Source organism: Burkholderia sp. Bmkn7 (genome assembly GCF_041103175.1).
Lineage (GTDB): Bacteria > Pseudomonadota > Gammaproteobacteria > Burkholderiales > Burkholderiaceae > Burkholderia > Burkholderia cepacia.
In genome coordinates, this window is record NZ_JBGCUH010000002.1 from 15,373 (window position 1) to 41,855 (window position 26,483).

Sequence of the window (26,483 nt, forward strand, 5' to 3'; positions counted from 1 at the left end):
GAGCACCGGCACCGGCACCGGCACCGCGCATCCGCATCCGCATCCGCATCCGCATCCGCATCCGCATCCGCATCCGCATCCGCATCCGCATCCGCCAGCATAAAAATGCAACCGTACAGCGTCTTGGCGCGTTTGCGCATTCGTCGTGACGATTTCGGCATATATCAGGGTTATCGACGATATGCCGATATCGTCGCCGGCCGCGCACCGAACGCGCAAGACGCACGCATTTTCGCTGTCTAGACTTCGCTTCACGGTCACGAGACGACCTTCCGCCGCGGCAGCGACCGGCGTGCAGAGCCTGCGGCATCGGCCACCACACACGCCGATTCCGGCACAGCCCGGGCAGCACGCGGCACGCACGCACGGCCCTCGCATCGGCCTGCCGACCGAACCGTCTCGCCCGGTTTACCGGTGCCGGCCCGCCAGCCGGCGGCGGCCCAACCACGCCATCAAGGGGAAGTGAAAGTGAAGCTGAAGGTATCGCACGTCGCGCTGGCCGCTGCCTGCGCACTGTCGGGCGCGCACGCCATTGCCGCCGACGTCGTCAAGATCGGTTTCGCCGCACCGCTGACCGGCCCGCAGTCGAACTACGGCACGGACATGCAGAAGGGCGTGCAGCTCGCGATCGCCGATTTCAACGCGACGCGTCCGACGATCGGCGGCAAGCCCGTCACGTTCCAGCTCGATTCGCAGGACGACCAGGCCGACCCGCGCACGGGCACGACCGTCGCTCAGCGGCTGATCGACGACAACGTCCGCGGGATCATCGGGCACTTCAACTCGGGCACGAGCATTCCCGCGTCCGACCTGTACGATCGCGCAGGGCTGCCGCAGATCTCGATGGCCACGTCGCCGCAATACACCGCGCGCGGCTACAAGACGACCTACCGGCTGCTGACGAGCGACGCGCAAGCGGGCCGCATCGTCGGCACGTACGCGGTGAAGACGCTGCGCTTCAAGCGCATCGCGATCATCGACGACCGCACGGCCTACGGCCAGGGCATCGCCGACGAATTCGCAAAAGCCGTCGAGGCGGCGGGCGGCACGATCATCAAGCGCGACTTCACGAACGACAAGGCGCTCGATTTCTCAGCGATCCTGACCAACCTCAAGGGAATGAACCCGGACGCGATCTTCTACGGCGGCGGCGACGCGCAATCGTCGCCGATGATCCGCAAGATGCGCCAGCTCGGGATGAAGTCGGCGTTCGTGACGGGCGAGATGTCGCGCTCGCCGACATTCCTGAAGGTCGGCGGCGACGCGGCCGAAGGCGCGATCGTCTACATGGGCGGGCTGCCGAAGGAGAAGATGCCGGGCTTCGCCGGTTACGCGGCACGCTACAAGGCGCGCTTCAACGAAGACGTGATCACCTACTCGCCGTACTCGTATGACGGCACGATCGCGCTGCTCACCGCGATGAAGGACGCGAACTCGACCGACCCGAAGGTGTACACGCCGTATCTCGGCAAGGTGTCGGTCAAGGGCGTGTCGGCCCCGAGCATCGCGTACGACGCGAAGGGCGACCTGAAGGATGCGCCGGTGACGATCTACAAGGTCGAGCGCGGCACGTTCAAGCCGGTCGATACGATCGCCGGCAACTGATACGCAACCCGGCCCCGCGCGGCGCGTCAGCGGCTCACCGGCCGCCCGCGCCGCACGCGCTTTTGCCCCGGCCCCGGCCGCGCGCTCCAAAGCATTCCCCGTCGCACACCCGCGCGCGCATTTCGCGCTCCTGTAGAATCCTCCCACCCGCTTTGACGCTTCGTCCCTGCCGTGCCCCATCCCGGTGCGGCGGCGCGTGTTGCGCGCCTCACCCGGCACACGACACGCTTCGACGATGCAAGCCGCGCCTTGTCAGTCCATGCCGATAGCGGGCCCTGGAGACGCAGCACCGACAACAACATTCGAAAACCGATCGTCCTGACCATGCAAGCTTCCGAATTGAGCGGCGTGCCTCGCGCCGCCGAACGCGCGCTCACGCGCAGCGACTACAAGACCCTTGGCCTTGCCGCACTCGGCGGCGCCCTCGAGTTCTACGACTTCATCATCTTCGTGTTCTTCGCGCCGGCGATTGGGCAACTGTTCTTCCCGCACGACATTCCCGACTGGCTGCGCCAGTTGCAGACGTTCGGCATCTTCGCGGCCGGCTATCTCGCGCGCCCGCTCGGCGGCGTGATCATGGCGCACTTCGGCGACCTGTTCGGCCGCAAGCGGATGTTCACGCTGAGCGTGCTGATGATGTCCGTGCCGACGCTGCTGATGGGCCTGCTGCCGACCTACGACACGATCGGCATCCTCGCGCCGGTATTGCTGCTGCTGTTCCGCGTGCTGCAGGGCGCGGCGGTCGGCGGCGAGGTGCCGGGCGCGTGGGTGTTCGTGTCCGAGCACGTGCCGTCGCGTCATATCGGCTATGCATGCGGCACGCTGACCGCGGGCCTGACGGCCGGCATCCTGCTCGGCTCGCTCGTCGCCGCCGGTATCAACAGCCGTTACTCGACCGCCGAAGTCGGTGCGTTCGCATGGCGCATCCCGTTCCTGCTCGGCGGCGTGTTCGGCCTGTTCTCCGTGTACCTGCGCCGCTGGCTGCATGAAACGCCGGTGTTCGCCGAGATGAAGGCGAAGAAGGCGCTCGCGGCCGAGATTCCGCTGAAGGCCGTGCTGCGCGACCACGGCCGCGCGGTGATCGTGTCGATGCTGCTCACGTGGATGCTGTCGGCCGCGATCGTCGTCGTGATCCTGATGACGCCCGCGCTGCTGCAGAAGCAGTTCCACCTGACGCCCGCGACGACACTGTTCGCGAACAGCGTCGCGACGCTGTGCCTGACGGCCGGCTGCATCACCGCCGGTTCGCTCGCGGGCTGGATCGGCGCGAAGCGCGTGCTCGGCATCGGCGGCCTCGGGCTGGCCGCGTGCTACTACCTGCTGTTCGTGCAGGTCGCGGCCGATGCGTCGACGCTGCCGCTCTACTACGGGATAGCGGGCTTCATGGTCGGCACGATCGGCGCGGTGCCGTTCGTGATGGTCAAGAGCTTCCCGGCCGTCGTGCGCTTCTCGGGCATCTCGTTCTCGTACAACGTCGCGTATGCGATCTTCGGCGGCCTCACGCCGGTGATCGTGTCGCTGATGATGAAATCGAATCCGCTCGCGCCGGTCGTGTACGTCGCGGCGATCTGCGTGCTCGGCGCGATCGCCGTGCAGTTCTCGAAGGATGCGAAGGACGTGAAGGACGCACGCTGAACGTCGGCGCGCACGCGCCGGCCAGATGAACGAAGGGCCGAATCCCGCGGCGTGCGGGATTCGGCCCTTTTGTTATGACTCGGTCTGGCGGCGCGAGTCAGTCCGGTTCAACGCAGCACGCCGTACGACGAACTCGGCCGGCGCAGCGCGTCGATGCTCGCGCCGCCGGCGCCGGTGACGAACAGCAGCAGGAACCCGCCGGCGATCGCGACGTTCTTCCAGAAGTGAATCACCATGTCGTGCTGGACGGCGGCGCTCGTCGCGTCCCAGAAATTGTGCCCGACCATCGCGGTCGCGATCGTGTAGACCGCCATCAGCAACGCGAGCGGCCGTACCTTGTAGCCGACGATCAGCAGCAGACCGCCCAGCCCCTCGATCGCGACGACGATCGGCGCGACGACCTGTTGATAGGGCACGTTCATCCCGTGCAGATACGCGATGAAATCGCTGTAGCCGAGCAGCTTCATGATGCCGCCCCACAAGAACAACGCCGCCAGCGCCAGGCGTGCGAAAAAAATGACGCCGGAATCGACGGTACGCGTCATGCCTCTCTCCTCGTATGCAATTCGGCCGCTTGCCCCGGGCGCGCCCGGGCGGTTCGACGCCGCGCGGCCCGGAAGGGGGCGCGGCAAATGGGCCAGCATAGAGGGTCTTTTCGCCGTGTCCAAGAAAAAGGTTGTAGCAAATCTTTACACTGCGGCGGCCGCGCCGGCGGCTCGACGCACTGAAAAACGCGTTTAGCCCGCGTCGCTCAACAACACCCCTTTCTTGAAGATGAAGCAGCCATAGCCGCGCAACTCGCCGGTGACGATCACCGCGTAGGCCTGCTGTGCGCGCTCGTAGAACGCGAAACGGTCGATACCCGCGAGCGGCACCGCGCGCCCTTCCGCGCGGTCGATCTCGGCCTGCACTTCGCGCTGCACGGGCGGCACCGCGGCTGCGTCGCCGACGACTTCCATCCGCCATGCGGGTGTGTCGACGAACGTGTCGAGCGGCAGCACGGACAGCACCGCGCGCACGACGCGCGCCGAATCGGCGCCGTCGATGCGCAACGCGCGGCCGACCACCGTGTGCTCCGCGACGGATTCCGCCGGGAAATTCGCATCGCAGATCGCGATTTCATCACCGTGCCCCATCGCACGCAGCGTGTGCAGGATGTCGGCGTGCAGCAGCGGGTCGAGATTCTTCAGCATGTCGGCTAGTCTCCAGGATCAGGAACGAATCGCATAACGTTACCCGATCCCGGCGGCCGTTGCGCATGCATCGCTCACGTCACGACGCCGCGGCCGGCATCTCGTCGATGAAACCGGTGACCGTCGCGAGGCGGCCCGACGCGTCGACCGTGCCGAAGTCCGAACCCTTCACGATCGCCGCGCCGTCGGGCGACACGAGCGCCCACGAGAACCGCAGGTGCTGGCCGAACGCGTCGACGTCGGTCGTGCGGCGAAAGCGGAACGCGGGGAAGCGTGCCTGCACGGCCGCGATCATCGCGTCGATGCCTGCGTGGCCGTCGCCAGCCATCAGCGGATCGCGATAGGCCGCGTCGCTCGCATAGGTCGCATCGATCAGCGCGCGGCGGCGCGCGACGTCGGGTTCGTTCCATGCGTCGAAGTAGCGGTCGATCAGGTCGGCGTGAATGGACGAGGCGGACGAGGCGGATTGGGCGGTGCTCATGGCGAGGCTCCTTGTGTCGATGAGGGGACGAGGTCGCGAACGTTGCGTGTTTCGTATTCGCGTGCCGTCATCGTCGCCTGCCTCGCGCGGGCGGTCGATTACGTGCGAGGTAAGGAAATCGCGCCCGCGCCGCCGCGATCAGCCGGCCGCGGAGTTGGCTGCGCAGTTGGCCGCGCAGTTGGCCGCGTAGTCGACCGCCAGGCTCCACGCCGGATCCTCGTGCTTCGCCCAGTACGCGTCGAACAGCCGGCGCGTCATCGGGCCCGGCCGGCCGTCGCCGATCGGTGCGCCGTTCAGCCGCGTGACGGGCATGATCCCGCCGGCCGTCGACGTGATGAACACCTCGTCCGCTTCGCGCAGTTGTGCATCGTCGACACGGCCAGCCTGCGCGTCGATGCCCATCGACGCCGCCAGCTCGAACACGGTCTGCCGCGTGATGCCGTGCAGCACGCCGCGCTCGGGCGTCCGAAGCCGGCCGTCGCGCACGATGAAGACGTTGAACCCGGGCCCTTCGGCGATGCTGCCGTCCGTGCACTTCAGCACGACCGACTCCGCACCCGCGTCATACCCCTTCAGCAGCCCGGCGACGAGGTCGAGCCAGTGGTAGTTCTTGATCTGCGGATCGACCGATTCGGGCGGAATCCGCCGCACGTCGTCGACCAGATGCAGGTGCAGGCCCTCGCGCAACTGCCGCTCGTTCGCGACCGAGCCGTACGGCACCGCGAACGCGATGAACTGGTTCACCGCGTCGCGCGGGTCGCGGCTGAAGGTGGGCGATACGCCGCGCGTGCACAGCATTTCGACGTACGCGTTGCGCAGGCCCGAGCGGCGCACGCATTCGACGAGGATGTCGCGCAGCGCGTCGTCGCTCAACGGTACGTCCAGCCGCAGCCGCGCCAGCGAGCGCCTGAACCGCGCGATGTGCCGGTCGAGGCGGAAGAAGCGGCCGTTCCACACGTGCACGGTGTCGTACGTGACGTCGGAGTGCAGGAAACCCCAGTCGAGCACCGACACGCGCGCGTCGGCGATCGGAACGAAGCGGCCGTTCATGTACGCGGCGCCCGGCGGATACGCGGATGCTTCGCCGGACTGAATGCTCTCCGGCGCCGAACGTTTCACGTCGGGCGCGTACGGCGCGTAGTCGACCTGCGCGACAAACGACGCGCGATCGGCGTCGAACACGCTGCGATGCACGACCGCATTCGGCCCCGCCGCGCGATCGAACGACAGCTTGCCGTCGAGATGGTCGATCTCGTGCTGCATCAGCTCCGACACATCGGGCGACAGCGCGTCGCGCCGATGCAGCTCGCCGTCGAGCGTCGTGTACTGCACGCTCACCGACGCGTGGCGCTCGACACGCACGAACAGGTCCGGAAAGCACATGCAGTCGTCCCACAGCGTCATCCGCGCGTCGCTGTGCCACACGATTTCGGGGTTCACGATCACGTCGGGCCAGCCGTCCAGCGCGAGCGCGATCATCCGTTGCCCGACGCCGATCTGCGGCGCGGCGACCGCGCGGCCGAAACCGTGTTCGTCGCGAAACGCGCGCAGCGCGGCGCGCAGTGCGCCGGCGGCTTCGCGCACGGCGGGATCGGTTACGTCGCCGACCGGCCGCGCGACGTCGCGCAGCGATGCGGTGCCCACCGGAAGAATCCGCGTATTCATTTCACTACCTCCGACAAAGTCACCTTGTTGCCTCCCTTGAACGTCGAAATCGTTGCCGCCGGATTGCGCAACTCGCCGTTCGCGTCGAACGCGATCCGGCCGGTCACGCCCTGGAAGTCGACGCGATGCAGCGCGTCGACGATCTTCGCCGGATCGGCGGACTGCGCGAGCATCACCGCGTGGTACACGGCCATCATCGCGTCGTAGGCGTACGGTGCGTAGAGCTGCACGGGGGCGCCGTACTTCCGCGTGAAGCGCGCCGCGAACGCGGGGCCGCCCGGCATCTTCGCGAGGCTTCGGCCGCCGTCTGCGCACACGAGGTTGCCGTCGAGCGCATCGCCGGCCAGCTTCAGGATCTCGTGCGTGCACAGACCGTCGCCACCCAGCAGCGGCACGGCGATCCGCAGCTTCTTCATCTGCTTGAGCATCGGCCCGCCCTGCGTGTCCATGCCGCCGAAGAAGATCGCGTCGGGCGCACGGCCCTTGATCAGCGTCAGCGGCGCGCCGAAGTCGAACGCCTTGTCGGTCGTGTATTCGCGTGCGACCACGGCGGCGCCCGTGTTCCCGAGCCCGCCGGCGAACACGTCCGCGATGCCCTGCCCGTAGGCCGTGCGATCGTCGACGACACCGATGCGGCGCGCGTGCAACTGCTCGACCGCATAGCGGGCGACCGCCTGCCCGAGGAAGTCGTCGTTCGCGAGCATCCGGAACGTGGTGCGATAGCCGAGACGCGTGAACGCCGGGTTGGTGGCCGACGGCGTCAGCTCCGCGATGTTCGCCGTCGCGTAGAGCCGCGCGACGGCGATCGACGTCCCCGAATTCTGGTGGCCGATCACGGCGCTGACGTGCGTATCGACGAAGCGCTGCGCGACCGTCGTCGCGACCTTCGGGTCGGCCTGGTCGTCTTGCGCGTCGAGCGCGAACGTGACCGGATGCCCGGCGACGTTTGGATGCGCCGCGTTGATTTCGTCGATCGCGAGCCGAATGCCGCGCGCGCTGTCCTCGCCGAAATGCGCCTGCGCACCCGTGAGCGCGCCGGCAAAACCCACGACGACCGTATCCGCGCCGAACGCGGGAACGGCCGGTACAAGCGACACAAGTGGCGCCAGCAGCACGAGCGGTGCCAGCAGCAGATGTCGGAAACGCATGATGTTTTCCTCGCGGCTTCATCGTTGACGGGTGCTACGATTATCGGCAGCCGTCGCGAAATCCGATAAACATCGGGCGGCATCATTCGCGAGTTTGTTTCGTTTTTTCTCTCCGAAGGAAATCCGATGAATTCCGCCGCCACACCGCTCGACGACTTCGACCTGCGGATCCTCGCCCGCCTCCAGCACGACAACCAGATCACCAACCAGGCGCTCGCCGCCGAGATCGGCCTGAGCCCGCCCGCATGCCTGCGCCGCGTGAAGCGGCTGCGCGACGAGCGCTATATCCAGCAGGACGTTTCCGTCGTCGATCCGACCAAGGTCGGCCTCCCGTTGACGATGCTCGTCCTCGTGCAGGTCGAGCGCGAACGGGTCGACCTGCTCGACGAATTCAAGCGGTTCCTGAAGTCGCTGCCGGAAGTCATGCAGTGTTATGTGGTGACGGGGCGCGCCGATTTCGTGCTGATGATCGCGATGCGCGACATCGACCACTACGAGGAGTTTTCCACGCGCGTATTCCGGCAGCACCACAACATTCGCCACTTCGAAACGATGGTCGTGATGTCGCGCGTCAAGGTCGGGCTGTCGCTGCCGATCGACATCGCATAACGATCGCCGCAATGAAAACGGGCGCCGTCGGGCGCCCGCATCGTCCGGCGGCATCGGCCGCGCGCGTCAGGTCACCGGCGCCGGATTGAACAGCGTCAGCGCATTCGCGAGCTTCCACTGCTCGGCCCACGTGCGACGCTTGCCGCTCGCGACGTCGAGCATCAGCCGGAACAGTTCCCAGCCGGTGTCCTCGATCGTCGCCGCGCCGGTCGCAATCCGCCCCGCGTCGAGATCCATCAGGTCGTGCCAGCGGCGCGCGAGATCGCTGCGCGTCGCGACCTTGATCACCGGCACCTGTGCGAGGCCGTACGGCGTGCCGCGGCCCGTCGTGAAAATGTGCAGGTTCATCCCTGCCGCGAGCTGCAGCGTGCCGCAGATGAAGTCGCTCGCGGGCGTCGCCGCATAAAGCAGCCCCTTCTGCTTCGCGCGATCGCCGGGACGCACGACACCGGCAATCGGCGCGCTGCCCGACTTCACGATCGAGCCCATCGCCTTCTCGACGATGTTCGACAGGCCGCCCTTCTTGTTGCCGGGCGTCGTGTTCGCGCTGCGGTCGACGCGGCCGCGCTGCAGGTAACGGTCGTACCAGTCCATCTCGCGAATGATCTCGCGCGCAACGTCCTCGTTCGCCGCACGCGACGTGAGCTGCGCGACACCGTCACGCACTTCCGTCACCTCGGAGAACATGATCGTCGCGCCCGCGCGCACCAGCAGGTCGGCCGCGAAGCCGACGGCCGGATTCGCGGTGAGCCCCGAGAACGCATCGCTGCCGCCGCATTGCACGCCGACGACGAGATCCGACGCGGGGCACGTCTCGCGGCGGCGGCGGTTCAGCCGCTCGAGATGCGATTCGGCCATCGTCATGATCGAGTCGATCATCGAGTTGAAGCCGACGTGCGCGGCGTCCTGCAGGCACACGACACCGCCGTTGTCGCCGGTGCCGTCGGCCGCCACCGGAATCGCGCCGGGCGGCAGCAGGCGCTCGGGTTGAAGCTTCTCGCAGCCGAGGCTCACGGTCATCACCTCGCCGCCGAAGTTCGGATTCAGGCTGATGTTGCGCAGCGTGCGGATCGGGATATCGGCGTCGGGCGCGTCGATCGCGACGCCGCAACCGTAGGTGTGCTCGAGCCCGACCACGTCGTCGACGTTCGGGTAGCGCGGCAGCAGCTCGGCCTTGATCCGCCGCACCGCATGCTCGACGACGCCCGACACGCACTGCACGGTCGTCGTGATCGCGAGGATGTTGCGCGTGCCGACCGAGCCGTCTGCATTGCGGAAGCCCTCGAACGTATAGCCTTCGAGCGGCGGCAGCGGCGGCGCGGCACGCGTCGCGAGCGGCAGGTTGTCCAGCCCCGGCGGCTCGGGCATGCGCATCGTGCGCTCGTTGACCCAACTGCCGCGTCGCAGCTCGGCCAGCGCATAACCGATCACCACGTTGTAGCGGACGATAGGGTCGCCGGCCGCGAGATCGACCAGCGCGACCTTGTGCCCCTGCGGCACGCCTTCGCGCAGCGTCAGCCCGTCGGCGAACGTCGCGCCCTCGGGCAGGCCGCCGTCGTTGACGACGATCGCGACGTTGTCGTCCGGATGCACGCGGATGTAGAGCGGGGAAGTAGTCATCGGAATTCCTGGAGGCTGTCGGCCATATTGTTAGTCATCATACGACATTCGACTCTGGCCGGCGATGCTGCGTAAACCCTTATCCGTAAAGACCCTATCATTTACCCGCCAGCAAATCGCTTGCGTGGTCCTTTCCCTCGTTGTACGATGACATACAACGACATCGCCAATTTGGCTCGTATGCCGTTCCCGACGAACCAGCACTCGCGCTAGACGGACGACCCGACCATGACTTCACCGCAAGAACTCAAACAGATCATCTCCCACGGCCTGCTGTCCTTTCCGCTGACGGACTTCGACGCCGACGGCAGCTTCCGCCCGTCCACCTATGCCGAGCGCCTGGAATGGCTCGCGCCGTACGGTGCGAGCGCGCTGTTCGCGGCCGGCGGCACCGGTGAATTCTTCTCGCTCACGCAGCGCGAGTATTCGGACGTGATCCGCGTCGCGACGGAAACCTGCAAGGGCAAGGTGCCGATCCTCGCCGGCGCGGGCGGCGCGACGCGCGTCGCGATCGAATATGCGCAGGAGGCCGAGCGCCTCGGCGCGAGCGGCGTGCTGCTGATGCCGCATTACCTGACCGAGGCCAGCCAGGAAGGGATCGCCGAGCACGTCGAGCAGGTGTGCCGCGCCCTGAAGATCGGCGTCGTGGTGTACAACCGCGCGAACTCGAAGCTGAACGCCGACATGCTCGAGCGCCTCGCCGATCGTTGCCCGAACCTGATCGGCTTCAAGGACGGCGTCGGCGAAATCGAAAGCATGGTGACGATCCGCCGCCGCCTCGGCGACCGCTTCGCGTATCTCGGCGGCCTGCCGACGGCCGAAGTCTATGCCGCCGCGTACAAGGCGCTCGGCGTGCCGGTGTATTCGTCGGCCGTGTTCAACTTCATCCCGAAGACGGCGATGGAGTTCTACGAAGCGATCGCGAAGGACGACCACGCAACGGTCGGCCGCCTGATCGACACGTTCTTCCTGCCGTACCTGAAGATCCGCAACCGCCGCGCGGGTTATGCGGTCAGCATCGTGAAGGCGGGCGCGAAGCTCGTCGGCCACGACGCGGGCCCCGTGCGGGCGCCGCTCGTCGACCTCACCGAGGCCGAAGCGGCCGAACTCGACGTGCTGATCAAGAAGATGGGCCCGCAGTAAGCGGGGGCGGCCTGCGCGGTGCGTTGATCGGCACCGCGCAAGCCGGTTGTCGCGTCGCGTGCCGGTTCGACGGTATCGCGACCGTTCGCAGCAGCAACCCCGCACGCATCCGCCGCGATGCGACGGGTGCCGCCTCCGGCGCGGCGCTTCGCGTGACGCCACCCCGCAGGCCGTCCGGCCGCGTCACATCTGCGCGATGATTCCGACGATCCGGTGGCGCACGTTCGCGAGCCTGACCCGCGTCGCCTCGATCTGCCCCTGCGTGCCCGCCCGCGCGCGCGCATTCGATTCGCCGTCGAGGATCTGCCCGAGCACGTCGCGGTCGACGACCGCATCGAAGAACCGGCCGACCGTGATCGTCGCCGACTGCTTCGCGGTCGCGAGCTGGCTGTTCGCCTGCAGCAGTGCTTCAGTACGCAGGCCCGGGTCGCGTTCGTCGATGCCGCGCCGGTACTGGAGCGCGAACACCAGTGCTTCCATGTCCTGCCGGAAACGGCGCACGGCTTGCCCGAACACGAGCGAATGCGCGTCGGCGCCCGTGACGACGCGCCCCTGGTTGATCGTCACGTCGAATTCGCTGCCGCCCAGGTCGCGCTGGAATTCGAGCAGCGCATTCGCGAGCACGCGCCCTTCGCTGTACTGGCCGACCTGGGTGCGCACGGACTTCGCGACGTCGCCGATCGCTTTCCACAATCCGGCCGCGAACAGGTGATCGCCACGCTTGTTGATGTTCATCGGGGGTTCCCTCGTTGTCTTTTGTCGGTCTCTCAGGCTTGCCTGCGGGCCTGCTGGCCCGAGGCTTCGCTACTGTAGGAGAAAACCGGGGGACGGGGAAGACGGCAAGATCCACGGCAGTCACGTACCCCGAGGCCGCTGCTCCGACCGCCGCCCCCCATGCTGCCCCGACATGATTCTTGTCGACACTTCGAACAAACCCGTCTGCACCGACACCCGTCATGCAAAAAAGGCGGAAGCGGCCCACCGGCCACATCCGCCTTTTGGTTTCCGCGTGCCGGCACCGACCCCGACGCACCGGCCGCCGGAAATCACACGCTCAATCGTCGCCGCCCGTCACTCCGCCTTCCCGTCCCGCAGCCGCGGAATCGCGAGCGGATTCTTCTCCTGCAACCCCTCGGGCAGCAGATCGTCCGGGAAATCCTGGTAGCACACCGGGCGCAGGAAACGCTCGATCGCCGTCGCGCCGACCGACGTGACGGACGGGTTCGACGTCGCGGGGAACGGGCCGCCGTGCACCATCGCGTCACACACCTCGACGCCGGTCGGGTAACCGTTCACGAGCAGGCGCCCGGCCTTGCGTTCGAGGATCGGCAGCAGCCGGCGGGCCAGCGGCTTGTCGTCGGCGTCCATCTGCAGCGTGGCCGTGAGCTGGCCCTCGAGCGCGTCGAGCACGCGCGCGACTTCGTCGAGATCGCGGCAGCGCACGATCAGCGACGCCGGCCCGAACACTTCGTGGCTGAACGCCGGCTCGGCCAGGAACGCCTGCGCGCCGACTTCGTACAACGCGCCGCCGGCCTGGCAGTCGGTCTGCGCGGCCTCGCCCGCGCCGATTTCGCGCACGCCCGGCAGTTCGGCCAGCTTGCCGCGGCCATGGCGATACGCATCGGCGATCCCGGGCGTGAGCATCACGCCGGCCGGCTTCTTCGCAAGCGCCTGTGCGGCGACGGCTTCGAAGCGGTCGAGATCGGGGCCGTCGATCGCGAGCACGAGGCCCGGATTGGTACAGAACTGGCCGACGCCGAGCGTCAGCGAATCGACGAAGCTCGTCGCGATCGCGTCGCCGCGCGCGGCGAGCGCCGCCGGGAACAGCACGACGGGGTTGATGCTGCTCATTTCCGCGTAGACGGGAATCGGCTGCGGGCGGGCATTCGCGATCTGCACGAGCGCCATGCCGCCCTGTCGCGACCCCGTGAAGCCGACGGCCTGGACCGCCGGATGGCCGACGAGCGCCGCGCCGATCACGCGGCCGGGGCCGATCAGCAGCGAGAACACACCGGCCGGCATCCCGGTTTTCGCGACGGCGGCGCGAATCGCGCGGCCGACCAGTTCGGACGTGCCGAGGTGCGCCTCATGCGCCTTCACGATCACCGGGCAGCCGGCCGCGAGCGCCGACGCCGTATCGCCGCCGGCCACCGAGAACGCGAGCGGGAAATTGCTCGCACCGAACACGACGACGGGCCCGAGCCCGACTTTCTGCAGCCGCAGGTCCGAGCGCGGCAGCGGCGTGCGGGCTGGCTGCGCGGGATCGATCGACGCGGCGAGGAAACGACCGTCGCGCACGACACGCGCGAACAACCGGAGCTGGCCGACGGTGCGGCCGCGCTCGCCCTGCAGCCGCGCGACGGGCAGGCCCGTTTCAGCGTGCGCGCGCTCGATCAGCGCGTCGCCGAGCGCGACGATTTCATCCGCGATCGCGTCGAGAAATGCCGCGCGGGCCGCGAGCGGCTGTGCGCGGTACGCGTCGAACGCGTCGCGCGCGAGTTCGCATGCACGCTCGATGTCGGCCGCCGCCGCGACGCCGAACGCCGGCGCGTCGATCGGCGCGCCCTTCGACGGGTCGAACGCGCGCAAGGTACCGGCCGAACCGGCGACCGCTTCGGCGCCGATCAGCATCTCTCCTGTCAGTTGCATGGGTGTGCTCCGTGGTTCGGGAATGATGGGCTCATTGTAGCCCAACAGATACGATGTCTGCCGACATGATTTTGCGATTCACGTGGGTCGTCGATCTTGCCACACAATGTGCGAATCCCTTATTGATTCGTTTCATGCCCAAATTGTGGGCGTTTCGCGTTGTACCCAACGGGAAAACCCGAGGTTTCCGGGGTCGACCAACCCACATAAACTCCGCACCATGTCATACGACGACGTACATTAAAGTGCCTAATCAGACCACCCCTCGCGATCTTCCGCTCGACCTCGCGCGCACCGCGCGCCGGACCGCCGTGCGCTACTGGATCCTGGCGATGCTGTTCGTCGTCACGACGCTCAACTATGCGGATCGCGCGACGCTGTCGATCACCGGCACGCCGATCCGCAAGGCGTTCGGCATCGACCCGGTGACGATGGGCTACATCTTCTCGGCGTTCAGCTGGGCCTACGTGCTCGCGCAACTACCGAGCGGCTGGCTGCTCGACCGCTTCGGCGCGCGCCGCGTGTATGCGGCCAGCATCTTCCTGTGGTCGGCGTTCACACTGCTGCAGGGCGCGATCGGGCTCGGCGGCAGCGCCGCGTTCGCGGTGGCCGCGCTGTTCGCGATGCGCTTCGCGGTCGGCATCGCCGAGGCACCCGCCTTTCCCGCGAACGCGAAAGTCGTCGCGAGCTGGTTCCCGACCGCCGAGCGCGGCACGGCGTCCGCGATCTTCAACGCCGCGCAATACTTCGCCGCCGTGGTGTTCTCGCCGCTGATGGCGTGGCTCACGCATGCGTACGGCTGGCACCAGGTGTATCTGTGGCTCGGCCTCGCGGGCATCGCGCTCGCGTTCCTGTGGCTGCGGGTCGTGAAGGATCCGGCCGACCATCCGGCCGTGAACCGCGCGGAACTCGAGCATATCGAGCAGGGGGGCGGCCTCGTGCGCACGACCGTGCGCGGCACCGGCGGCCTGCGCTCGGAAGGCCGCCGCGTGGCGGGCTGGTATTACGTGCGCCAGCTGCTGTCGAACCGGATGCTGATCGGCGTGTATCTCGGCCAGTACTGCGTGAACGTGCTCACCTATTTCTTCCTCACGTGGTTCCCGATCTACCTCGTGCAGGCACGCGGGATGTCGCTGCTGAAGGCCGGCTTCATGACGTCGCTGCCCGCGATCTGCGGGTTCCTCGGCGGGGTGCTCGGCGGGATGCTGTCCGACGGGCTGATCCGCCGCGGCGTGTCGCTCACGCTCGCGCGCAAGATCCCGATCGTCGGCGGAATGGCGCTGTCGATGGTCATCATCGGCTGCAACTACGTCGACAGCGAAGCGCTCGTGATCGTGCTGATGGCCGTGTCGTTCTTCGGCAAGGGCATCGGCTCGCTCGGCTGGGCCGTCGTCGCGGATACCGCGCCGAAGGAAGCGATCGGCCTGTCGGGCAGCCTGTTCAACATGTTCGGCAACACGGCCGGCATCGTCGCGCCGATCGCGATCGGCTATCTCGTCGGCGCGAGCGGCTCGTTCAACGGCGCACTCGTGTTCGTCGGGCTGAACGCGCTCGTCACGGTGTTCAGCTATCTCGTGATCGTGAAGGACATCCGGCGCGTCGAGCTGCGGCATCGCGACGCGTGAGATTCGGCGAAAAGAAGGAAACGGGAAACGACGGCGGCCGCGTTACAGCGACCGCCGTTTTTGCGTCAGGCCGCGGAATGCGCGACGCGCAGCATGTCGTGCACGCCGGACGTCATCAGCGCGAGGAACGCGAGCAGGCCGACGTAGCAGAGCGCGTACGTCGTCTTCGTCTCGATCGACGTCGCGTAGTACACGCGATTCTCCGGCGCGTCGGGATCGTAGCGCCATGCGCGCTTGAGCTGCGGCAGCGCGAGGATCGCCATCACGATCAGCAGCGGGCTCGGGCGGTACACGAACAGCGCGATCAGCACCGGCACGCCCGCGAACCAGATGCGCGGCGACAGCACCGCGGTGATCCGCCCGCCGTCGAACGGCGACAGCGGAATCATATTGAACAGGTTCAAGAAGAAGCCCGTGTACGACAGCGCAAGCAGCAGGTTGCTGTCGTAGTGGCGCGCGGCCGCGTAGCAGGCCAGCGCACCGAGCGTGCCGACGAACGGCCCGGCAAGCCCGACGTACGCCTCGGTTTCCGCGTCGTGCGGCATCTCCTTCAGCTGGATCCACGCGCCGACGAACGGGATGAAGGTCGGCAGCCCGACGTCAAGCCCGCGCCGCTGCGCGGCCACGTAGTGGCCGGCCTCGTGCACCAGCAGCAGTGCCACGAAACCGGCCGCGAACCGCCAGCCGTAGAACAGCGCATAGACCGCGATCGACGCGAGCATGGTGCCCGCGGACACGAGCACCTTGCCGAGCTTGAGGCCGCCGAAGATCAGCAGCAACAGCTTCGTCATTCCTTGCGCTCCGTGGCGGATGCATCGGACACGCCGGATGCGTCGGCGACGGCCGGCACCGCGGCCGGCTTCGGCTTGCGCCCGAAGAAGCGTTTCAGCGCGGCGCCGCCGGCCAGCAGCGCAACCGCGCCGACCTTGAAGAACTTCACCGCGAACGCGCCGATCAGCGCGAGCAGGCCGAGCTTCTTCGCGCCGACGCCGACGATCAGCGCCGCGAGGCCATACTCGGCGACGTGGTCGGTCGACTTGTTGAAGTCGGCGTAGCGCTTGCCGTCGTTGAAGCTGATGTTCGACAGCAGCTCGTCGGCCGACGCCTTGTATTTCGGCAGGTCGGCGAGCGTCGACGCCATCGTCAGCGACAGGTAGCCGTCGCGGCCGAGCACGAGCGTCCGGTAGTTCACGCCGTCATTTTCGGCGTTCGGCGCGGCGCCCTTGTCGCGGATGATCGCGGACCAGACGAGCCGGTGCGTGGCCGCGTCGTACGCGGGCGCCTTCGCCCAGCCGACCACCTCGGTTTCGGGCAGGCCGCGTTCCTTGCGCCCGGGGTTGTCTTCCTCGGTGCCGGCCTGCAGGCTCTTCAGCAGTTCGTCGGGTTTCCAGTCCTTCGCGTCGTCGTCGCGGATATAGCCGCTCGGCTCGAACGATACGACCGAGATCCAGTCGGCATCGGGATCGTCGGGCAGCACGAGGCCGACCAGCCGGGTTTCGTCGATCGAGTTGCCCATCGAGCGCAGGTAGCGGCCGGCTTCGGCGGCCGGCACGAACGATTCGCCGGCTTTCAGCTTCAGCACGGCTTCGTGTTTCACGTCGATGTCGGTCGGGCCCTTCACGACCGCGTCGTTGGCGGCGGCAGCCGCGGCCCTCATTTCCACCTGCGCGGCTTCGGTTTGCGCGTGGGCGCTGATCGCGGTGAATGCAAGCGTCGCCACGCAGGCGAGCCGGACGGCAAGTTTTTTCATTGTTGGATTCCCCTGGAATGCCTTGTCGTAAATATGCACGGCGTCGGCCCTTGCGTTTTCAATCGCGGGTCCGGCGTCGTCTCTCAGTTGGCACGGAGGCTATGGTAACGCAGCCCCGCGACGCGCCCGGGGAGGCGCGATGCTTACGTCGCAGGTAATGCCCAAGGCACGCGGGATTGCCTATCATCTGCTGCATGAACCCGACCGCCGCCCTCCACTCGCCCTCCCCGTCCGCCGGCCGCGCGTCCGGCATCGGCCCGCTGCTGCGCACGTGGCGGCAACGCCGGCGCCTGAGCCAGATGGCGCTCGCGCTCGACGCGGACGTTTCCGCGCGCCACCTGAGCTTCGTCGAATCGGGCCGCGCGCAGCCGAGCCGCGAGATGGTGCTGCATCTCGCGGAGCGTCTCGACGTGCCGCTGCGCGAACGCAATGCGCTGCTCGTCGCGGCCGGCTTCGCGCCGCTGTTTCGCGAACGGCCGTTTTCGGATCCGCAGCTCGATGCCGCACGCCATGCGGTGGAAGCCGTGCTGCGCGGCCACGAGCCCTACCCGGCGCTCGCCGTGGATCGTCACTGGACGCTGCTCGCCGCGAACCGGATGCTCGGCGCGCTGGTCGCGCAGGCCGATCCGTCGCTGCTGCAACCGCCCGTCAACGTGCTGAGGCTGAGCCTGCACCCGGACGGCCTCGCGTCGCAGATCGTCAACTGGCACGAGTGGCGCGCGCACATCCTGCATCGGCTGCAGCGGCAGATCGATGCAAGCGGCGACCGCGCGCTGCACACGCTGCGCGACGAACTCGCCGCGTATCCGGCACCGGCCGGCCAGCCCGACGACACGCATGCGCGCACCGACTTCGCGGATATCGCCGTGCCGTTGCGGCTGCGCACGGCGGCCGGCGAACTGACGTTCTTCAGCACGACGACGGTGTTCGGCACGCCGGTCGACGTGACGCTGTCGGAACTCGCGATCGAGGCGTTTTTCCCCGCGAATCCGGAGACGGTGGAAGCAATGCGGGCGCTGGCGGACGCGTTGCCGGCGCAATAACGTGCGCAACGGAGCGTGACGGAAGCCGGCGCACGAACGCCGGCTTCCGCGCCATCACGGCCATGCCGGCCGCCGGTGCGCATCTCCGCAGCCGGATTTCCCCTGAAGCATAAAGATCGACCGCTACGGCAAACCCGGGCGCCCGCGCGTCCGATCAGAATGCGTCGTCGCATCTCAGGCTGCCGATCCGGCACGCGCCAGCGTGCCGGAACACGTCAAACGACGCAGCCGCCCCTGCGCCGTTTCCCGCTCGGATTCATTCCGCCAAATGTCAAATTTGTTTAGTACATCTTTTCAATCGGATCGTACTCGAACCAAGGCGACAGGGAAATCGTGAGACGGACACGCTAGCCAAAACACAATTTTCATATCAAGCCCAGGAACAACATGAACAAGAATCATCGAGGGTCGGGGAATCCGGTGCAGCACGCGCCGGTGAAGTCGAAAGCGGCGCTGGCCATCGCCGTCAGCGCAGCGGTCGTCGCATTCGCGGCTTCCGCACCGGCGCAGGCTTCCTATGTGCAGAACGGCAATGCGATCGATACCGTCGCAGGCTGCTCGGACAACATCGCGATTTCGGGCACCAGTACGTATCCGGCCACGGCACGGGGCTGCGACAACATCGCAATCGGCCCGTCGGCAGTCGCCGATTCGGGCTCGTCGACCGGCGCGTACAGCGAAACCGTAGCGATCGGGCGGCAGTCCGTCGCAACCGGTACGCAAGCCACGACGCTGGGCGGCAATGCCGTGGCGACCGGCGACCATGCGACGGCGATTGGCGCGTTTGCCGGTGCGACCGGCCTCAACGCGACGGCGGTGGGCCAGGGCGCGGTCGCGAACGGCGCCACGGCGTCGGCATTCGGTTCGGGCGCGTTCGCCGTGGATCAATCGACGGCAGTCGGCCAGAGCGCCAGCGCCACCGCAACCTTCTCGACGGCGGTCGGCAAAGGCAGCAACGCGGCCGGCGGCACGGCGCTCGGCTTCCAGGCCAACGCCGGTGCCGGCGATGCGGTCGCGCTCGGCGTCGACAGTTCGGCATCCGCGACCGGCAGCGTCGCGATCGCCCGCGCGACGGCCTCCGCGGTGAATGCGGTCGCCATCGGCGAAGGCGCGAACGCGGCCGACGCGAATTCGGTGGCGCTGGGCTCGAACTCGGCCACGCGTGCGGCAACCACCGTCAGCAGCGTAACGCTGAACGGCGTCGGCTACAGCGGCTTCGCGGGTACGCCGGTCGGCGTGGTCAGCGTGGGCAGCGCGGGCGCCGAGCGCCAGATCGTCAACGTCGCGGCCGGCGCGATCAGCGCGACCAGCACGGACGCGGTCAACGGTTCGCAGCTCTTCTCGATCGCCAATCAGGTCTCCACGCTGACGACGGATCTGGCCGCGCTCACGAACACCGTCGGCAAGATTTCGTCGAGCGTCCCGAGCGGCACGGTCGCGGACAGCACGGGCACCGCGATCGGCAAGAACACCTCGGTCAGCGCGACGAACGGCACGGCGCTCGGCAACGGCGCGAACGTGTCGGGAGACAACGGGACGGGTATCGGCGTGAACGCGACCGTCACAGCAGCGAACGGCACCGCAACCGGCACGAACTCGACCGTCACGGCAGCGAACGGCACCGCAACCGGCGCGAATTCGAAAGTCACGGCAGCGAACGGCACGGCGATCGGAACCGGTTCGAATGTCTCCGGCAACAATTCGACAGCGATCGGCGCGAACAGCCAGGCACCGGCAAACAATGCGGTCGCCTTGGGCGCCAACTCGGTCGCGTCGCGCGACAACACGGTATCGATCGGTGCGCCGGGCGCCGAGCGCCAGTTGACCAACATGGCCGACGGCACGGCGCCGACGGATGGCGTGAACGTGCGCCAGTTGAACGGTGCAATCAACTCCGTCCGCGAGGAAATGTCGAAGTACCGCAAGGACTCGGATGCGGGCACCGCGAGCGCGATCGCGATGGCCAACATGCCGCAAGCCGTTCTGCCCGGCGAAAAGGTCGTCGCACTCGGCGGCGGCACGTACGGCGGTCAAAGCGCGATGGCGGTCGGTCTTTCCGTCGCGACCACGAAATGGCTGGTCAAGGGCTCGGTGACGACGGCCGTGTCGGGCCACGGCTCGATCGGCGCAGGCGCGGGCGTCGGTTATCGCTGGTAATCGGCCCGACGCGCGACGCATCGAGAAGCGCCTGCTCGATGCCGGAAGGCGTGCCATCGGTGCAACCGCGCCGATGGCACGGCAGCCACATGCGGCACGCCGTTTATCCGACGCGACCGGCCATGCGCGACCGCGCGCGACGACACGCGCACGAGCGCCCCGCCATCAGCGACGCTCGAGCGCCAGCTTCACCCCGAGCCCCAGCAGCACCACCCCGCTGACGCGGTGCATGCGCGTCAGGATCCGCGGGTTGCGGCGGATCGATGCGGACAGCAGGCCGGCGAACACAGCAACCGGCCCCTTGACGAGAAACGTCAGGCCCGCGAAGGTCGCGCCCAGCACGAACAGCGACAGCATCGGATGCGCGGCGCCCGCCGGCACGAACTGCGGCAGGAACGCCAGATAGAACAGCGCGACCTTCGGATTCGACACGTTCGACAGTGCGCCTTGCGCGAACGTACGCAGCCGCGATGCCTGCGCGCCGTCGCCGCTCGCGAGCGTCAGTTCGCCCGACGAGCGCAACAGCGTGATGCCGAGATACAGCAGGTACAACGCGCCGACCACCTTCAGCGCCGTGAACAGCCATTCGGATGCCTGCAGCAGCGCGCCCAGCCCGAGCGTCGCGAGCATGGTGTGCACGAGCAGCCCGACGCTGACGCCCGCCGCGGTCACGAGGCCCGCGCGCGTGCCGTCGGACAGCGTACGTGACATCACGAGCACCATGTCCTGGCCCGGCGTGACGATGATCAGCAGCGACGTTGCGATGAACGGCAGCCAGGATGGATGCGACATGGGGTAGCTCCTGAACGGGATTGCCGGCGGACGGGAATCGCCCGGCCTGTCGTCGGATTATCGGCGCCTTCCCATGGAGATTGGATGCGTATTCAGCTACTTTGGCTATCGATTTTGGCGCTATTCTCTAGCATCCACCGCTTGGGTAGTCAAAAATGTCAATCAAACTGGATGCAATCGACCGGCGCATTCTGCGTGCATTGCAACGGAATTCGAACCAGACGAATGCCGAACTCGCGCAACAGGCCGGGCTGTCCGCCACGCCCTGCCTGCGCCGCGTTCACCTGCTCGAGGAACAGGGCGTGATCGACGCGTATGTCGCGCTGCTGAACCCGGCCGCCGTCGACCTGCGATTCACGGCGTTCGTGCGCGTCACGCTGGAGCGCCAGGACAAGACGACGGTCGAACGCTTCGCGCGCGAGATGGAGCAGGCGCCCGAAGTGCTCGAATGCCACCTGATGGCCGGCAGCTACGACTATCTGCTGCGCGTGATCGCCCGCGATCTCGACGACTACCAGCGCTTCCAGATGGAAACGCTCACGCAGATCGAAGGCGTGCGCAACGTCGAAACCGAGATTCCGCTGAAGCGCATCAAGCAGACGGTTCGCCTGCCGATCTAGGCGTCCAGGAACGTGACGGCCTGCCCCTGCGGCTGCCCGTTCAGCGCGCCGTCTCGCACCACGACCTGGCCGCGCACGACCGTATGCACGGGCCAGCCCGTGACCGCGCACCCGTCGTAAGGTGTCCAGCCGCTGACGCTGGCGATCCATTCGTCGCGGATGATCCGCCGCGCGCGCAGGTCGACGATGCTGAAATCGGCGTCGTAGCCCACCGCAATCCGCCCTTTGCCCGCGATGCCGAAGATGCGCGCCGGCCCGGCGCTGGTCAGGTCGACCAGTCGTTCGAGGCTCACGCGGCCCGCGTGCACGTGATCGAGCATCAGCGGCAGCAGCGTCTGCACGCCGGTCATCCCGCTCGGCGACTGCGGATAGGGCCGGCGCTTTTCGTCGCGCGTATGCGGCGCGTGATCGCTGCCGATCACGTCGACCACGCCGTCGCGAACGGCTTGCCACAGGGCATCCCGATGATGCCATTCACGCACCGGCGGATTCATCTGCGCGAGCGTGCCGAGCCGCTCGTAGCAATCGGGCGCATGCAGGCTCAGGTGATGCGGCGTGACCTCGACGGTCACGCGCCGCCGGTGCCGCGCGAGCAACGCCATTTCCTCGGCGGTGGACACGTGCAGCACATGCAGCCGGCGGCCCGTCTCGGCCGCCAGCGCGACGATGCGCCGTGTCGCCTCCAGCGCGCTTTGCACGTCGCGCCAGCGCGGATGGTCGCGCACGTCGCCGCTCGCTTCAACGAGCGCCCGGCGTGCGCGCAGCCGCGCTTCGTCCTCCGCGTGCACGGCCATGCGCCGCCGCCCGTTGCGCACGATCCGGCGCAACACGGCTTCGTCGTCGGCCAGCAGGTCGCCGAACGAACTGCCCATGAAGACCTTCACGCCCGCGCAGCCCGGCAGCGCTTCAAGCGCCGGCAACCGTTCGGCGTTCGCGGCCGAGCCGCCGATGTAGAACGCGTAGTCGCACCACGCGCGGCCGCGCGCGCGTTCCAGCTTGGCCTGCAGATCCTGAGCGGTCAGCGTCAGCGGATGCGTGTTGGGCATCTCGAAGATCGTCGTGACGCCGCCGAGCACCGCGCCGCGCGTGCCGGCCTCGATGGTCTCCTTGTGCGTCAGGCCCGGTTCGCGGAAATGCACCTGGCTGTCGACGACACCCGGCAGCACATGCAGGCCGCCGGCATCCAGGAGAACGTCGGCGCTCCACGTGCCATGCAACGCACCCAGCGCGACGACACGGCCATCCACGCACGCGACGTCGACCTGCTCGGCGCCGTTGGGTGTCATCGCCGTGCCGCCGTGCACGAGCAGGTCGACATGGCGTCGCTTCAGCGCGTCGGTCGCGCGCCCTTCACGTCGAACGGCTTCGTCCATGGCTCAGAACTCGTTCTGGATGTGCTTGTAGCCCAGCACCAGCGCATTGTTCGTGCGCGCGACGTCCTCGGAGAAGTCGCTCGCGTCGGCCGTCACCTGCGGCAACGCGGCGAGATCGGTTTCCGGCCCGATACGCTCGGTCGAGCGCACGTAGAAGCCCGGCGGCAGGTGGCAGCCGTCGACGACCGCGTTGTAGCGCACCACGCAGCCGTCGTCGATGGTGCAGTTGAACAGCACGCTGTTGAAGCCGACGAACACGCCGTTGCCGACCTTGCACGGCCCGTGGACGATCGCGCGATGCGCGATCGACGTGTGCCGGCCGATGGTGACGCTCGCGCCCGACTTCGAATGGATCACCACGCCGTCCTGGATGTTCGAATGCGCACCGATCACGATCGGCGCGATCCGGCCGTCGCCATCCGTTTCGTCGGCGCGGATCACCGCGTACGGGCCGATGAACACGTTCTCCTCGACGATCACGAGCCCGCACAGAATGGCGGTCGGATCGACGAATGCACTCGGGTGTATCTGCGGCAGGTCGCCGCGCGGATTCTTTCTGATCATCAGGATTCCTGTCTTGACATCGAACGGCCGCGCTTGATCCGCTCGAACAGGCCCGGATCGCGCCACTGTCCGGCAATGGCCGGCGCGAACACGATGTCGTCCAGGTCGATGCGGCCCATGCGCGGGTTGAACGCATCGTCGCGAAAACACTGCGCGTAGCCGGTCTCGGTTTCGTGAACGATGATCGAATGCAGCCGCACGCCGGCTTCGCCGTTCGACATGCGCGTGCAGGACAGCGCCGCATCGACGAGGCGGAAGAACACGCGCGAGAACTGCTCGGCGCTCGGCGACACCGGCAGCAGCACCCAGCGCTCGGAATGCCGGCGCATGCTCTCGACGTAGCAGGGATCGTCATCCGACCACAGCGTCACCGCGTGGTCGAACGCGTCGATCAGGTCGCGCACGTCGCCCTTGAGCAGCCCGAAGTCGTAGATCATCTGCCCGTGGTCCAGCGCGTGTGCCTCGAGCAGCAGCTCGACGCGATACGAATGGCCGTGGATCGAATGCGAGCAACGCCGCGTGCTGCAGCCGCGCACCACGTGCGCGTTCTCGAACCGGAACAGCTTGCGGATCAGCATGCGTCGGCGCCTTCGCGAACCGGCGCGGCCCAGGCCACCGCGTCGTGCGGGTGCAGGCTTTCCAGATGGCGCACGTGCACGCGCGGGTGCGCATGGCGGCCGTCCAGCGCGTCCTGGACCCGGCGCGCGGCATCCTCGACGAACATCAGGTTGCCGCCGTTCAGCACCGCGAACGCCTGCTCGTCCGCGCGCTTGACGGCCGTCTGCACGGGCGTGCCGAGCGCGTGCTCGACGCGATCGATCAGGTCGATCAGCCCGAGCGTCGCGCCATCGGCCGGCAGCCCCGCGCTGACGACGGCTTCGCTACGCTGGCTGTGCGGCGTGGCCGCCGTCGCATGCCGTTTCAGCCACGCGGCGACCGCTGCCGGTTCCACGCGATCGTCGCGGCCGAACGCCGCCAGGAACGCCTGTTCGACCCAGTGCCGCGACAGCGCGGCCGAGCACGGGCACGTCGACGAATAGGCGACCGTCACCTGCGCGCGCACCTCGAACCCGGCGTCGGTCAGCGTCGCGTCGATCCGGACCGGATAGGCCTTCCACCCGGCAAGCCCGTCGGTCACCAGCGCGGCGCGGCGCGCCAGCAGGTCGAAGCGCAGCCGTAGCCGCGCACGGCGCGTGTCGCAGTCGCGATGGCTGTCGACCATCGCCTGCAGCACCGGCCGAAGGCCGGCCGGCGACAGCGCGGCGCCATCCCCGAGCCCGTCGAGCAGCCTGTACAGCCGCGACATGTGGATGCCCTTCACGTGCGGTGCGGGAAGGTCGACCTGCACGTCGGCGCGCGCATGCACGTCGCGCCGGCAGCCGGGCTCGGCCACCGCAACGGGCAGGTCGATGCCCTGCATGCCGACCCATTCGAGCGGGCGGCGGCCCGGCGCGGCATCGGTCAGGGAGATATCGGGAAGGGGGGCATTCATGCTCGGGATCCGGTGGAGCGCCTTCTCCATCCGGATCGATGCAGGAAGCGCGTTCAGGTCAGGGCCAGTCGCGAAACGGGTTGTCCCACGTGGTCCAGTGTTCGGGGCCGGTGGCCATCTCGGCGTCGGTCAGCAGACACGCGTCGAAGCGCGCGCGCAGCGCGGGCTCGTCCATGTCCATGCCGATCAGCACGAGTTCCTGCCGCGCGTCGCCGACGCGCTCGTCCCAGCGGGCGCGGATCTGCGCGACGGCTTCCGCGTCCTGCGGCCAGCGCTCGGGCGGCACGGCCGCCCACCAGTGGCCGGCCGGCCCGTGCCGCGCGACCGCGCCGGCCTGCGACCACGAACCGGCGACGGTCGGATGGGTGGCCAGCCAGTAGAACCCCTTCGAGCGGACGACGCCCGGCCATTCGCTTTCGACGAGCGCGAAGAAGCGCTGCGGGTGGAACGGCCGCCGCGCGCGGTAGACGAAACTGCGGATGCCGTATGCGTCGGTTTCCGGCGTGTGCGTGCCGCGCAGCTCCTGCAGCCAGCCCGGCGCGCGCGATGCTGCGTCGAAATCGAACAGGCCCGTGTCGAGCACGCGCTCGAGCGGCACCTTGCCGAATTCGGCGATCTCGATCCTCGCCCGCGGATTCAGCCCGCGCAGCAGCGCGACCAGCCGCTCGCGTGCGCTGTCGTCGATCAGGTCGATCTTGTTGATCACGATCACGTCGCAGAACTCGATCTGGTCGATCAGCAGATCGACCACCGTGCGCGCATCCTCGTCGCCCATCGATTCGCCGCGCGACTGCAGGCTGTCGCGCGACGCGTAGTCGCGCAGGAAATTGAACGCGTCGACCACGGTCACCATCGTGTCGAGCCGCGCGACTTCGCCGAGGCTGCGGCCGTCCTCGCCTTCGAACGTGAACGTCTCGGCCACCGGCAGCGGCTCCGAGATGCCGGTCGATTCGATCACGAGCTGGTCGAAGCGCCCTTCGCGCGCGAGCCGGTCGACCTCGATCAGCAGGTCCTCGCGCAGCGTGCAGCAGATGCAGCCGTTGCTCATCTCGACCAGCTTCTCGTCGGTGCGCGACAGCCCTGCGCCGCCATCGCGGACGAGCGCGGCGTCGATGTTGACCTCGGACATGTCGTTGACGATCACCGCGACGCGACGGCCCTCGCGATTGTTCAGGATGTGGTTGAGCAGCGTCGTCTTGCCGGCGCCGAGAAAGCCGGACAGGACGGTCACGGGAAGCCGCGTGGACGGAGGGAGTGCGGTGCTCATCGGGCGATTCCGGAAGAGGACGTTGACGAACGAATGATATATTGTATCGCAA

Annotated in this window: 24 protein-coding genes; 8 read left to right on the forward strand and 16 right to left on the reverse strand. The window is 67.8% G+C overall.

Going from position 1 to position 26,483, the window contains the following annotated elements:
* Positions 1-468: 468 nt before the first annotated feature.
* Together AB3K92_RS05870 and AB3K92_RS05875 are read left to right on the forward strand one after the other, a co-directional pair.
* Positions 469-1,605, forward strand: a complete 1,137-nt coding sequence (locus tag AB3K92_RS05870) for a branched-chain amino acid ABC transporter substrate-binding protein (protein WP_021159308.1) — start codon at positions 469-471, stop codon at positions 1,603-1,605.
* A gap of 324 nt (positions 1,606-1,929) precedes the next feature.
* A complete protein-coding gene (locus AB3K92_RS05875; RefSeq protein ID WP_042974914.1) occupies positions 1,930-3,240 on the forward strand; it encodes an MFS transporter in 1,311 nt (436 codons plus the stop codon).
* A gap of 107 nt (positions 3,241-3,347) precedes the next feature.
* On the opposite strand, the gene AB3K92_RS05880 is transcribed toward AB3K92_RS05875, so the two are convergent.
* From AB3K92_RS05880 to AB3K92_RS05900, 5 genes are all read right to left on the reverse strand, one after another.
* Complete coding sequence (locus AB3K92_RS05880) at positions 3,348-3,785, reverse strand: DoxX family protein (RefSeq protein ID WP_021159306.1); 438 nt, start codon at positions 3,783-3,785, stop codon at positions 3,348-3,350.
* 192 nt (positions 3,786-3,977) lie between these two features.
* On the reverse strand, positions 3,978-4,433 hold the full coding sequence (locus AB3K92_RS05885) for an RbsD/FucU family protein (protein ID WP_021159305.1): 456 nt from the start codon (positions 4,431-4,433) through the stop codon (positions 3,978-3,980).
* A gap of 79 nt (positions 4,434-4,512) precedes the next feature.
* The gene (locus AB3K92_RS05890) at positions 4,513-4,914 is read right to left on the reverse strand and encodes a nuclear transport factor 2 family protein (protein WP_048023376.1); all 402 of its coding nucleotides are present in this window, start codon (positions 4,912-4,914) and stop codon (positions 4,513-4,515) included.
* A gap of 138 nt (positions 4,915-5,052) precedes the next feature.
* A complete protein-coding gene (locus AB3K92_RS05895) occupies positions 5,053-6,579 on the reverse strand; it encodes an aminotransferase class IV (RefSeq protein ID WP_369464653.1) in 1,527 nt (508 codons plus the stop codon).
* On the reverse strand, positions 6,576-7,727 hold the full coding sequence (locus AB3K92_RS05900; RefSeq protein ID WP_042974912.1) for a branched-chain amino acid ABC transporter substrate-binding protein: 1,152 nt from the start codon (positions 7,725-7,727) through the stop codon (positions 6,576-6,578). Before AB3K92_RS05900 ends, AB3K92_RS05895 begins: the two co-directional genes overlap by 4 nt.
* Positions 7,728-7,853: 126 nt before the next feature.
* On the opposite strand from AB3K92_RS05900, the gene AB3K92_RS05905 reads away from it, so the two are divergent.
* Positions 7,854-8,336 carry an Lrp/AsnC family transcriptional regulator gene (locus tag AB3K92_RS05905; RefSeq protein WP_042974910.1) on the forward strand — a complete coding sequence of 161 codons (483 nt, stop codon included), beginning with the start codon at positions 7,854-7,856 and terminating at the stop codon, positions 8,334-8,336.
* A gap of 66 nt (positions 8,337-8,402) precedes the next feature.
* Here AB3K92_RS05905 and garD read toward each other — a convergent pair whose 3' ends face one another.
* Positions 8,403-9,956 carry a galactarate dehydratase gene (garD, locus tag AB3K92_RS05910; protein ID WP_369464654.1) on the reverse strand — a complete coding sequence of 518 codons (1,554 nt, stop codon included), beginning with the start codon at positions 9,954-9,956 and terminating at the stop codon, positions 8,403-8,405.
* A gap of 228 nt (positions 9,957-10,184) precedes the next feature.
* Here garD and kdgD point away from each other — a divergent pair, with 228 nt between their 5' ends.
* Complete coding sequence (gene kdgD / locus AB3K92_RS05915; RefSeq protein ID WP_048023382.1) at positions 10,185-11,099, forward strand: 5-dehydro-4-deoxyglucarate dehydratase; 915 nt, start codon at positions 10,185-10,187, stop codon at positions 11,097-11,099.
* A gap of 183 nt (positions 11,100-11,282) precedes the next feature.
* Here kdgD and AB3K92_RS05920 read toward each other — a convergent pair whose 3' ends face one another.
* Positions 11,283-11,834, reverse strand: a complete 552-nt coding sequence (locus AB3K92_RS05920) for a hypothetical protein (RefSeq protein WP_021159300.1) — start codon at positions 11,832-11,834, stop codon at positions 11,283-11,285.
* Positions 11,835-12,170: 336 nt separating this feature from the next.
* Entirely contained in the window at positions 12,171-13,748 is a 1,578-nt protein-coding gene (locus AB3K92_RS05925) for an aldehyde dehydrogenase (NADP(+)) (RefSeq protein WP_369464655.1), read from the reverse strand.
* Between the two features lie 245 nt (positions 13,749-13,993).
* Here AB3K92_RS05925 and AB3K92_RS05930 point away from each other — a divergent pair, with 245 nt between their 5' ends.
* The gene (locus AB3K92_RS05930) at positions 13,994-15,373 is read left to right on the forward strand and encodes an MFS transporter (protein WP_369464656.1); all 1,380 of its coding nucleotides are present in this window, start codon (positions 13,994-13,996) and stop codon (positions 15,371-15,373) included.
* 65 nt (positions 15,374-15,438) lie between these two features.
* On the opposite strand, the gene AB3K92_RS05935 is transcribed toward AB3K92_RS05930, so the two are convergent.
* Together AB3K92_RS05935 and AB3K92_RS05940 are read right to left on the reverse strand one after the other, a co-directional pair.
* Positions 15,439-16,164 (reverse strand): site-2 protease family protein, encoded by a 726-nt coding sequence (locus AB3K92_RS05935; RefSeq protein ID WP_021159298.1) that lies wholly within the window; start codon positions 16,162-16,164, stop codon positions 15,439-15,441.
* A complete protein-coding gene (locus AB3K92_RS05940; protein WP_059676093.1) occupies positions 16,161-17,123 on the reverse strand; it encodes a DUF2167 domain-containing protein in 963 nt (320 codons plus the stop codon). Before AB3K92_RS05940 ends, AB3K92_RS05935 begins: the two co-directional genes overlap by 4 nt.
* Positions 17,124-17,317: 194 nt before the next feature.
* On the opposite strand from AB3K92_RS05940, the gene AB3K92_RS05945 reads away from it, so the two are divergent.
* Together AB3K92_RS05945 and AB3K92_RS05950 are read left to right on the forward strand one after the other, a co-directional pair.
* Positions 17,318-18,166, forward strand: a complete 849-nt coding sequence (locus AB3K92_RS05945; protein WP_059695363.1) for a helix-turn-helix domain-containing protein — start codon at positions 17,318-17,320, stop codon at positions 18,164-18,166.
* A 387-nt stretch (positions 18,167-18,553) separates the two neighbouring features.
* Positions 18,554-20,323, forward strand: a complete 1,770-nt coding sequence (locus tag AB3K92_RS05950) for a YadA family autotransporter adhesin (RefSeq protein WP_369464658.1) — start codon at positions 18,554-18,556, stop codon at positions 20,321-20,323.
* 165 nt (positions 20,324-20,488) lie between these two features.
* On the opposite strand, the gene AB3K92_RS05955 is transcribed toward AB3K92_RS05950, so the two are convergent.
* Positions 20,489-21,115 carry a LysE family translocator gene (locus AB3K92_RS05955; protein WP_042974904.1) on the reverse strand — a complete coding sequence of 209 codons (627 nt, stop codon included), beginning with the start codon at positions 21,113-21,115 and terminating at the stop codon, positions 20,489-20,491.
* 155 nt (positions 21,116-21,270) lie between these two features.
* On the opposite strand from AB3K92_RS05955, the gene AB3K92_RS05960 reads away from it, so the two are divergent.
* Positions 21,271-21,735, forward strand: coding sequence for an Lrp/AsnC family transcriptional regulator (locus AB3K92_RS05960; protein WP_042974902.1), 465 nt, complete (start codon positions 21,271-21,273; stop codon positions 21,733-21,735).
* Here the strand turns inward: AB3K92_RS05960 and AB3K92_RS05965 are convergent.
* The 5 genes from AB3K92_RS05965 to zigA are packed head-to-tail and all read right to left on the reverse strand — an operon-like array spanning position 21,732 to position 26,431.
* Positions 21,732-23,108 (reverse strand): dihydroorotase, encoded by a 1,377-nt coding sequence (locus AB3K92_RS05965; RefSeq protein ID WP_369464659.1) that lies wholly within the window; start codon positions 23,106-23,108, stop codon positions 21,732-21,734. The two genes, AB3K92_RS05960 and AB3K92_RS05965, sit on opposite strands and share 4 nt — an antisense overlap.
* 3 nt (positions 23,109-23,111) lie before the next feature.
* Positions 23,112-23,672, reverse strand: a complete 561-nt coding sequence (locus AB3K92_RS05970) for a carbonate dehydratase (RefSeq protein ID WP_059487394.1) — start codon at positions 23,670-23,672, stop codon at positions 23,112-23,114.
* Complete coding sequence (locus AB3K92_RS05975; RefSeq protein ID WP_021159292.1) at positions 23,672-24,250, reverse strand: 6-carboxytetrahydropterin synthase; 579 nt, start codon at positions 24,248-24,250, stop codon at positions 23,672-23,674. Before AB3K92_RS05975 ends, AB3K92_RS05970 begins: the two co-directional genes overlap by 1 nt.
* Positions 24,244-25,164 (reverse strand): GTP cyclohydrolase FolE2, encoded by a 921-nt coding sequence (folE2, locus tag AB3K92_RS05980; protein ID WP_060303526.1) that lies wholly within the window; start codon positions 25,162-25,164, stop codon positions 24,244-24,246. Before folE2 ends, AB3K92_RS05975 begins: the two co-directional genes overlap by 7 nt.
* Positions 25,165-25,222: 58 nt before the next feature.
* Positions 25,223-26,431, reverse strand: a complete 1,209-nt coding sequence (gene zigA, locus AB3K92_RS05985) for a zinc metallochaperone GTPase ZigA (protein WP_060194046.1) — start codon at positions 26,429-26,431, stop codon at positions 25,223-25,225.
* Between the last annotated feature and the right edge of the window lie 52 nt (positions 26,432-26,483).

Excerpts from the sequence above, each read along its gene's own strand:
- AB3K92_RS05940 (WP_059676093.1), bottom strand. The coding sequence starts at position 17,123 with ATGAAAAAACTTGCCGTCCGGCTCGCCTGCGTGGCGACGCTTGCATTC.
- AB3K92_RS05880 (WP_021159306.1), bottom strand. The coding sequence starts at position 3,785 with ATGACGCGTACCGTCGATTCCGGCGTCATTTTTTTCGCACGCCTGGCG.
- AB3K92_RS05890 (WP_048023376.1), bottom strand. The coding sequence starts at position 4,914 with ATGAGCACCGCCCAATCCGCCTCGTCCGCCTCGTCCATTCACGCCGAC.
- AB3K92_RS05975 (WP_021159292.1), bottom strand. The coding sequence starts at position 24,250 with ATGCTGATCCGCAAGCTGTTCCGGTTCGAGAACGCGCACGTGGTGCGC.
- AB3K92_RS05950 (WP_369464658.1), top strand. The coding sequence starts at position 18,554 with ATGAACAAGAATCATCGAGGGTCGGGGAATCCGGTGCAGCACGCGCCG.
- AB3K92_RS05885 (WP_021159305.1), bottom strand. The coding sequence starts at position 4,433 with ATGCTGAAGAATCTCGACCCGCTGCTGCACGCCGACATCCTGCACACG.
- AB3K92_RS05920 (WP_021159300.1), bottom strand. The coding sequence starts at position 11,834 with ATGAACATCAACAAGCGTGGCGATCACCTGTTCGCGGCCGGATTGTGG.
- AB3K92_RS05900 (WP_042974912.1), bottom strand. The coding sequence starts at position 7,727 with ATGCGTTTCCGACATCTGCTGCTGGCACCGCTCGTGCTGCTGGCGCCA.
- AB3K92_RS05960 (WP_042974902.1), top strand. The coding sequence starts at position 21,271 with ATGTCAATCAAACTGGATGCAATCGACCGGCGCATTCTGCGTGCATTG.
- AB3K92_RS05945 (WP_059695363.1), top strand. The coding sequence starts at position 17,318 with ATGAACCCGACCGCCGCCCTCCACTCGCCCTCCCCGTCCGCCGGCCGC.
- kdgD (WP_048023382.1), top strand. The coding sequence starts at position 10,185 with ATGACTTCACCGCAAGAACTCAAACAGATCATCTCCCACGGCCTGCTG.
- AB3K92_RS05955 (WP_042974904.1), bottom strand. The coding sequence starts at position 21,115 with ATGTCGCATCCATCCTGGCTGCCGTTCATCGCAACGTCGCTGCTGATC.
- AB3K92_RS05965 (WP_369464659.1), bottom strand. The coding sequence starts at position 23,108 with ATGGACGAAGCCGTTCGACGTGAAGGGCGCGCGACCGACGCGCTGAAG.
- garD (WP_369464654.1), bottom strand. The coding sequence starts at position 9,956 with ATGACTACTTCCCCGCTCTACATCCGCGTGCATCCGGACGACAACGTC.
- AB3K92_RS05970 (WP_059487394.1), bottom strand. The coding sequence starts at position 23,672 with ATGATCAGAAAGAATCCGCGCGGCGACCTGCCGCAGATACACCCGAGT.
- folE2 (WP_060303526.1), bottom strand. The coding sequence starts at position 25,164 with ATGAATGCCCCCCTTCCCGATATCTCCCTGACCGATGCCGCGCCGGGC.
- zigA (WP_060194046.1), bottom strand. The coding sequence starts at position 26,431 with ATGAGCACCGCACTCCCTCCGTCCACGCGGCTTCCCGTGACCGTCCTG.
- AB3K92_RS05875 (WP_042974914.1), top strand. The coding sequence starts at position 1,930 with ATGCAAGCTTCCGAATTGAGCGGCGTGCCTCGCGCCGCCGAACGCGCG.
- AB3K92_RS05935 (WP_021159298.1), bottom strand. The coding sequence starts at position 16,164 with ATGACGAAGCTGTTGCTGCTGATCTTCGGCGGCCTCAAGCTCGGCAAG.
- AB3K92_RS05905 (WP_042974910.1), top strand. The coding sequence starts at position 7,854 with ATGAATTCCGCCGCCACACCGCTCGACGACTTCGACCTGCGGATCCTC.
- AB3K92_RS05895 (WP_369464653.1), bottom strand. The coding sequence starts at position 6,579 with ATGAATACGCGGATTCTTCCGGTGGGCACCGCATCGCTGCGCGACGTC.
- AB3K92_RS05925 (WP_369464655.1), bottom strand. The coding sequence starts at position 13,748 with ATGCAACTGACAGGAGAGATGCTGATCGGCGCCGAAGCGGTCGCCGGT.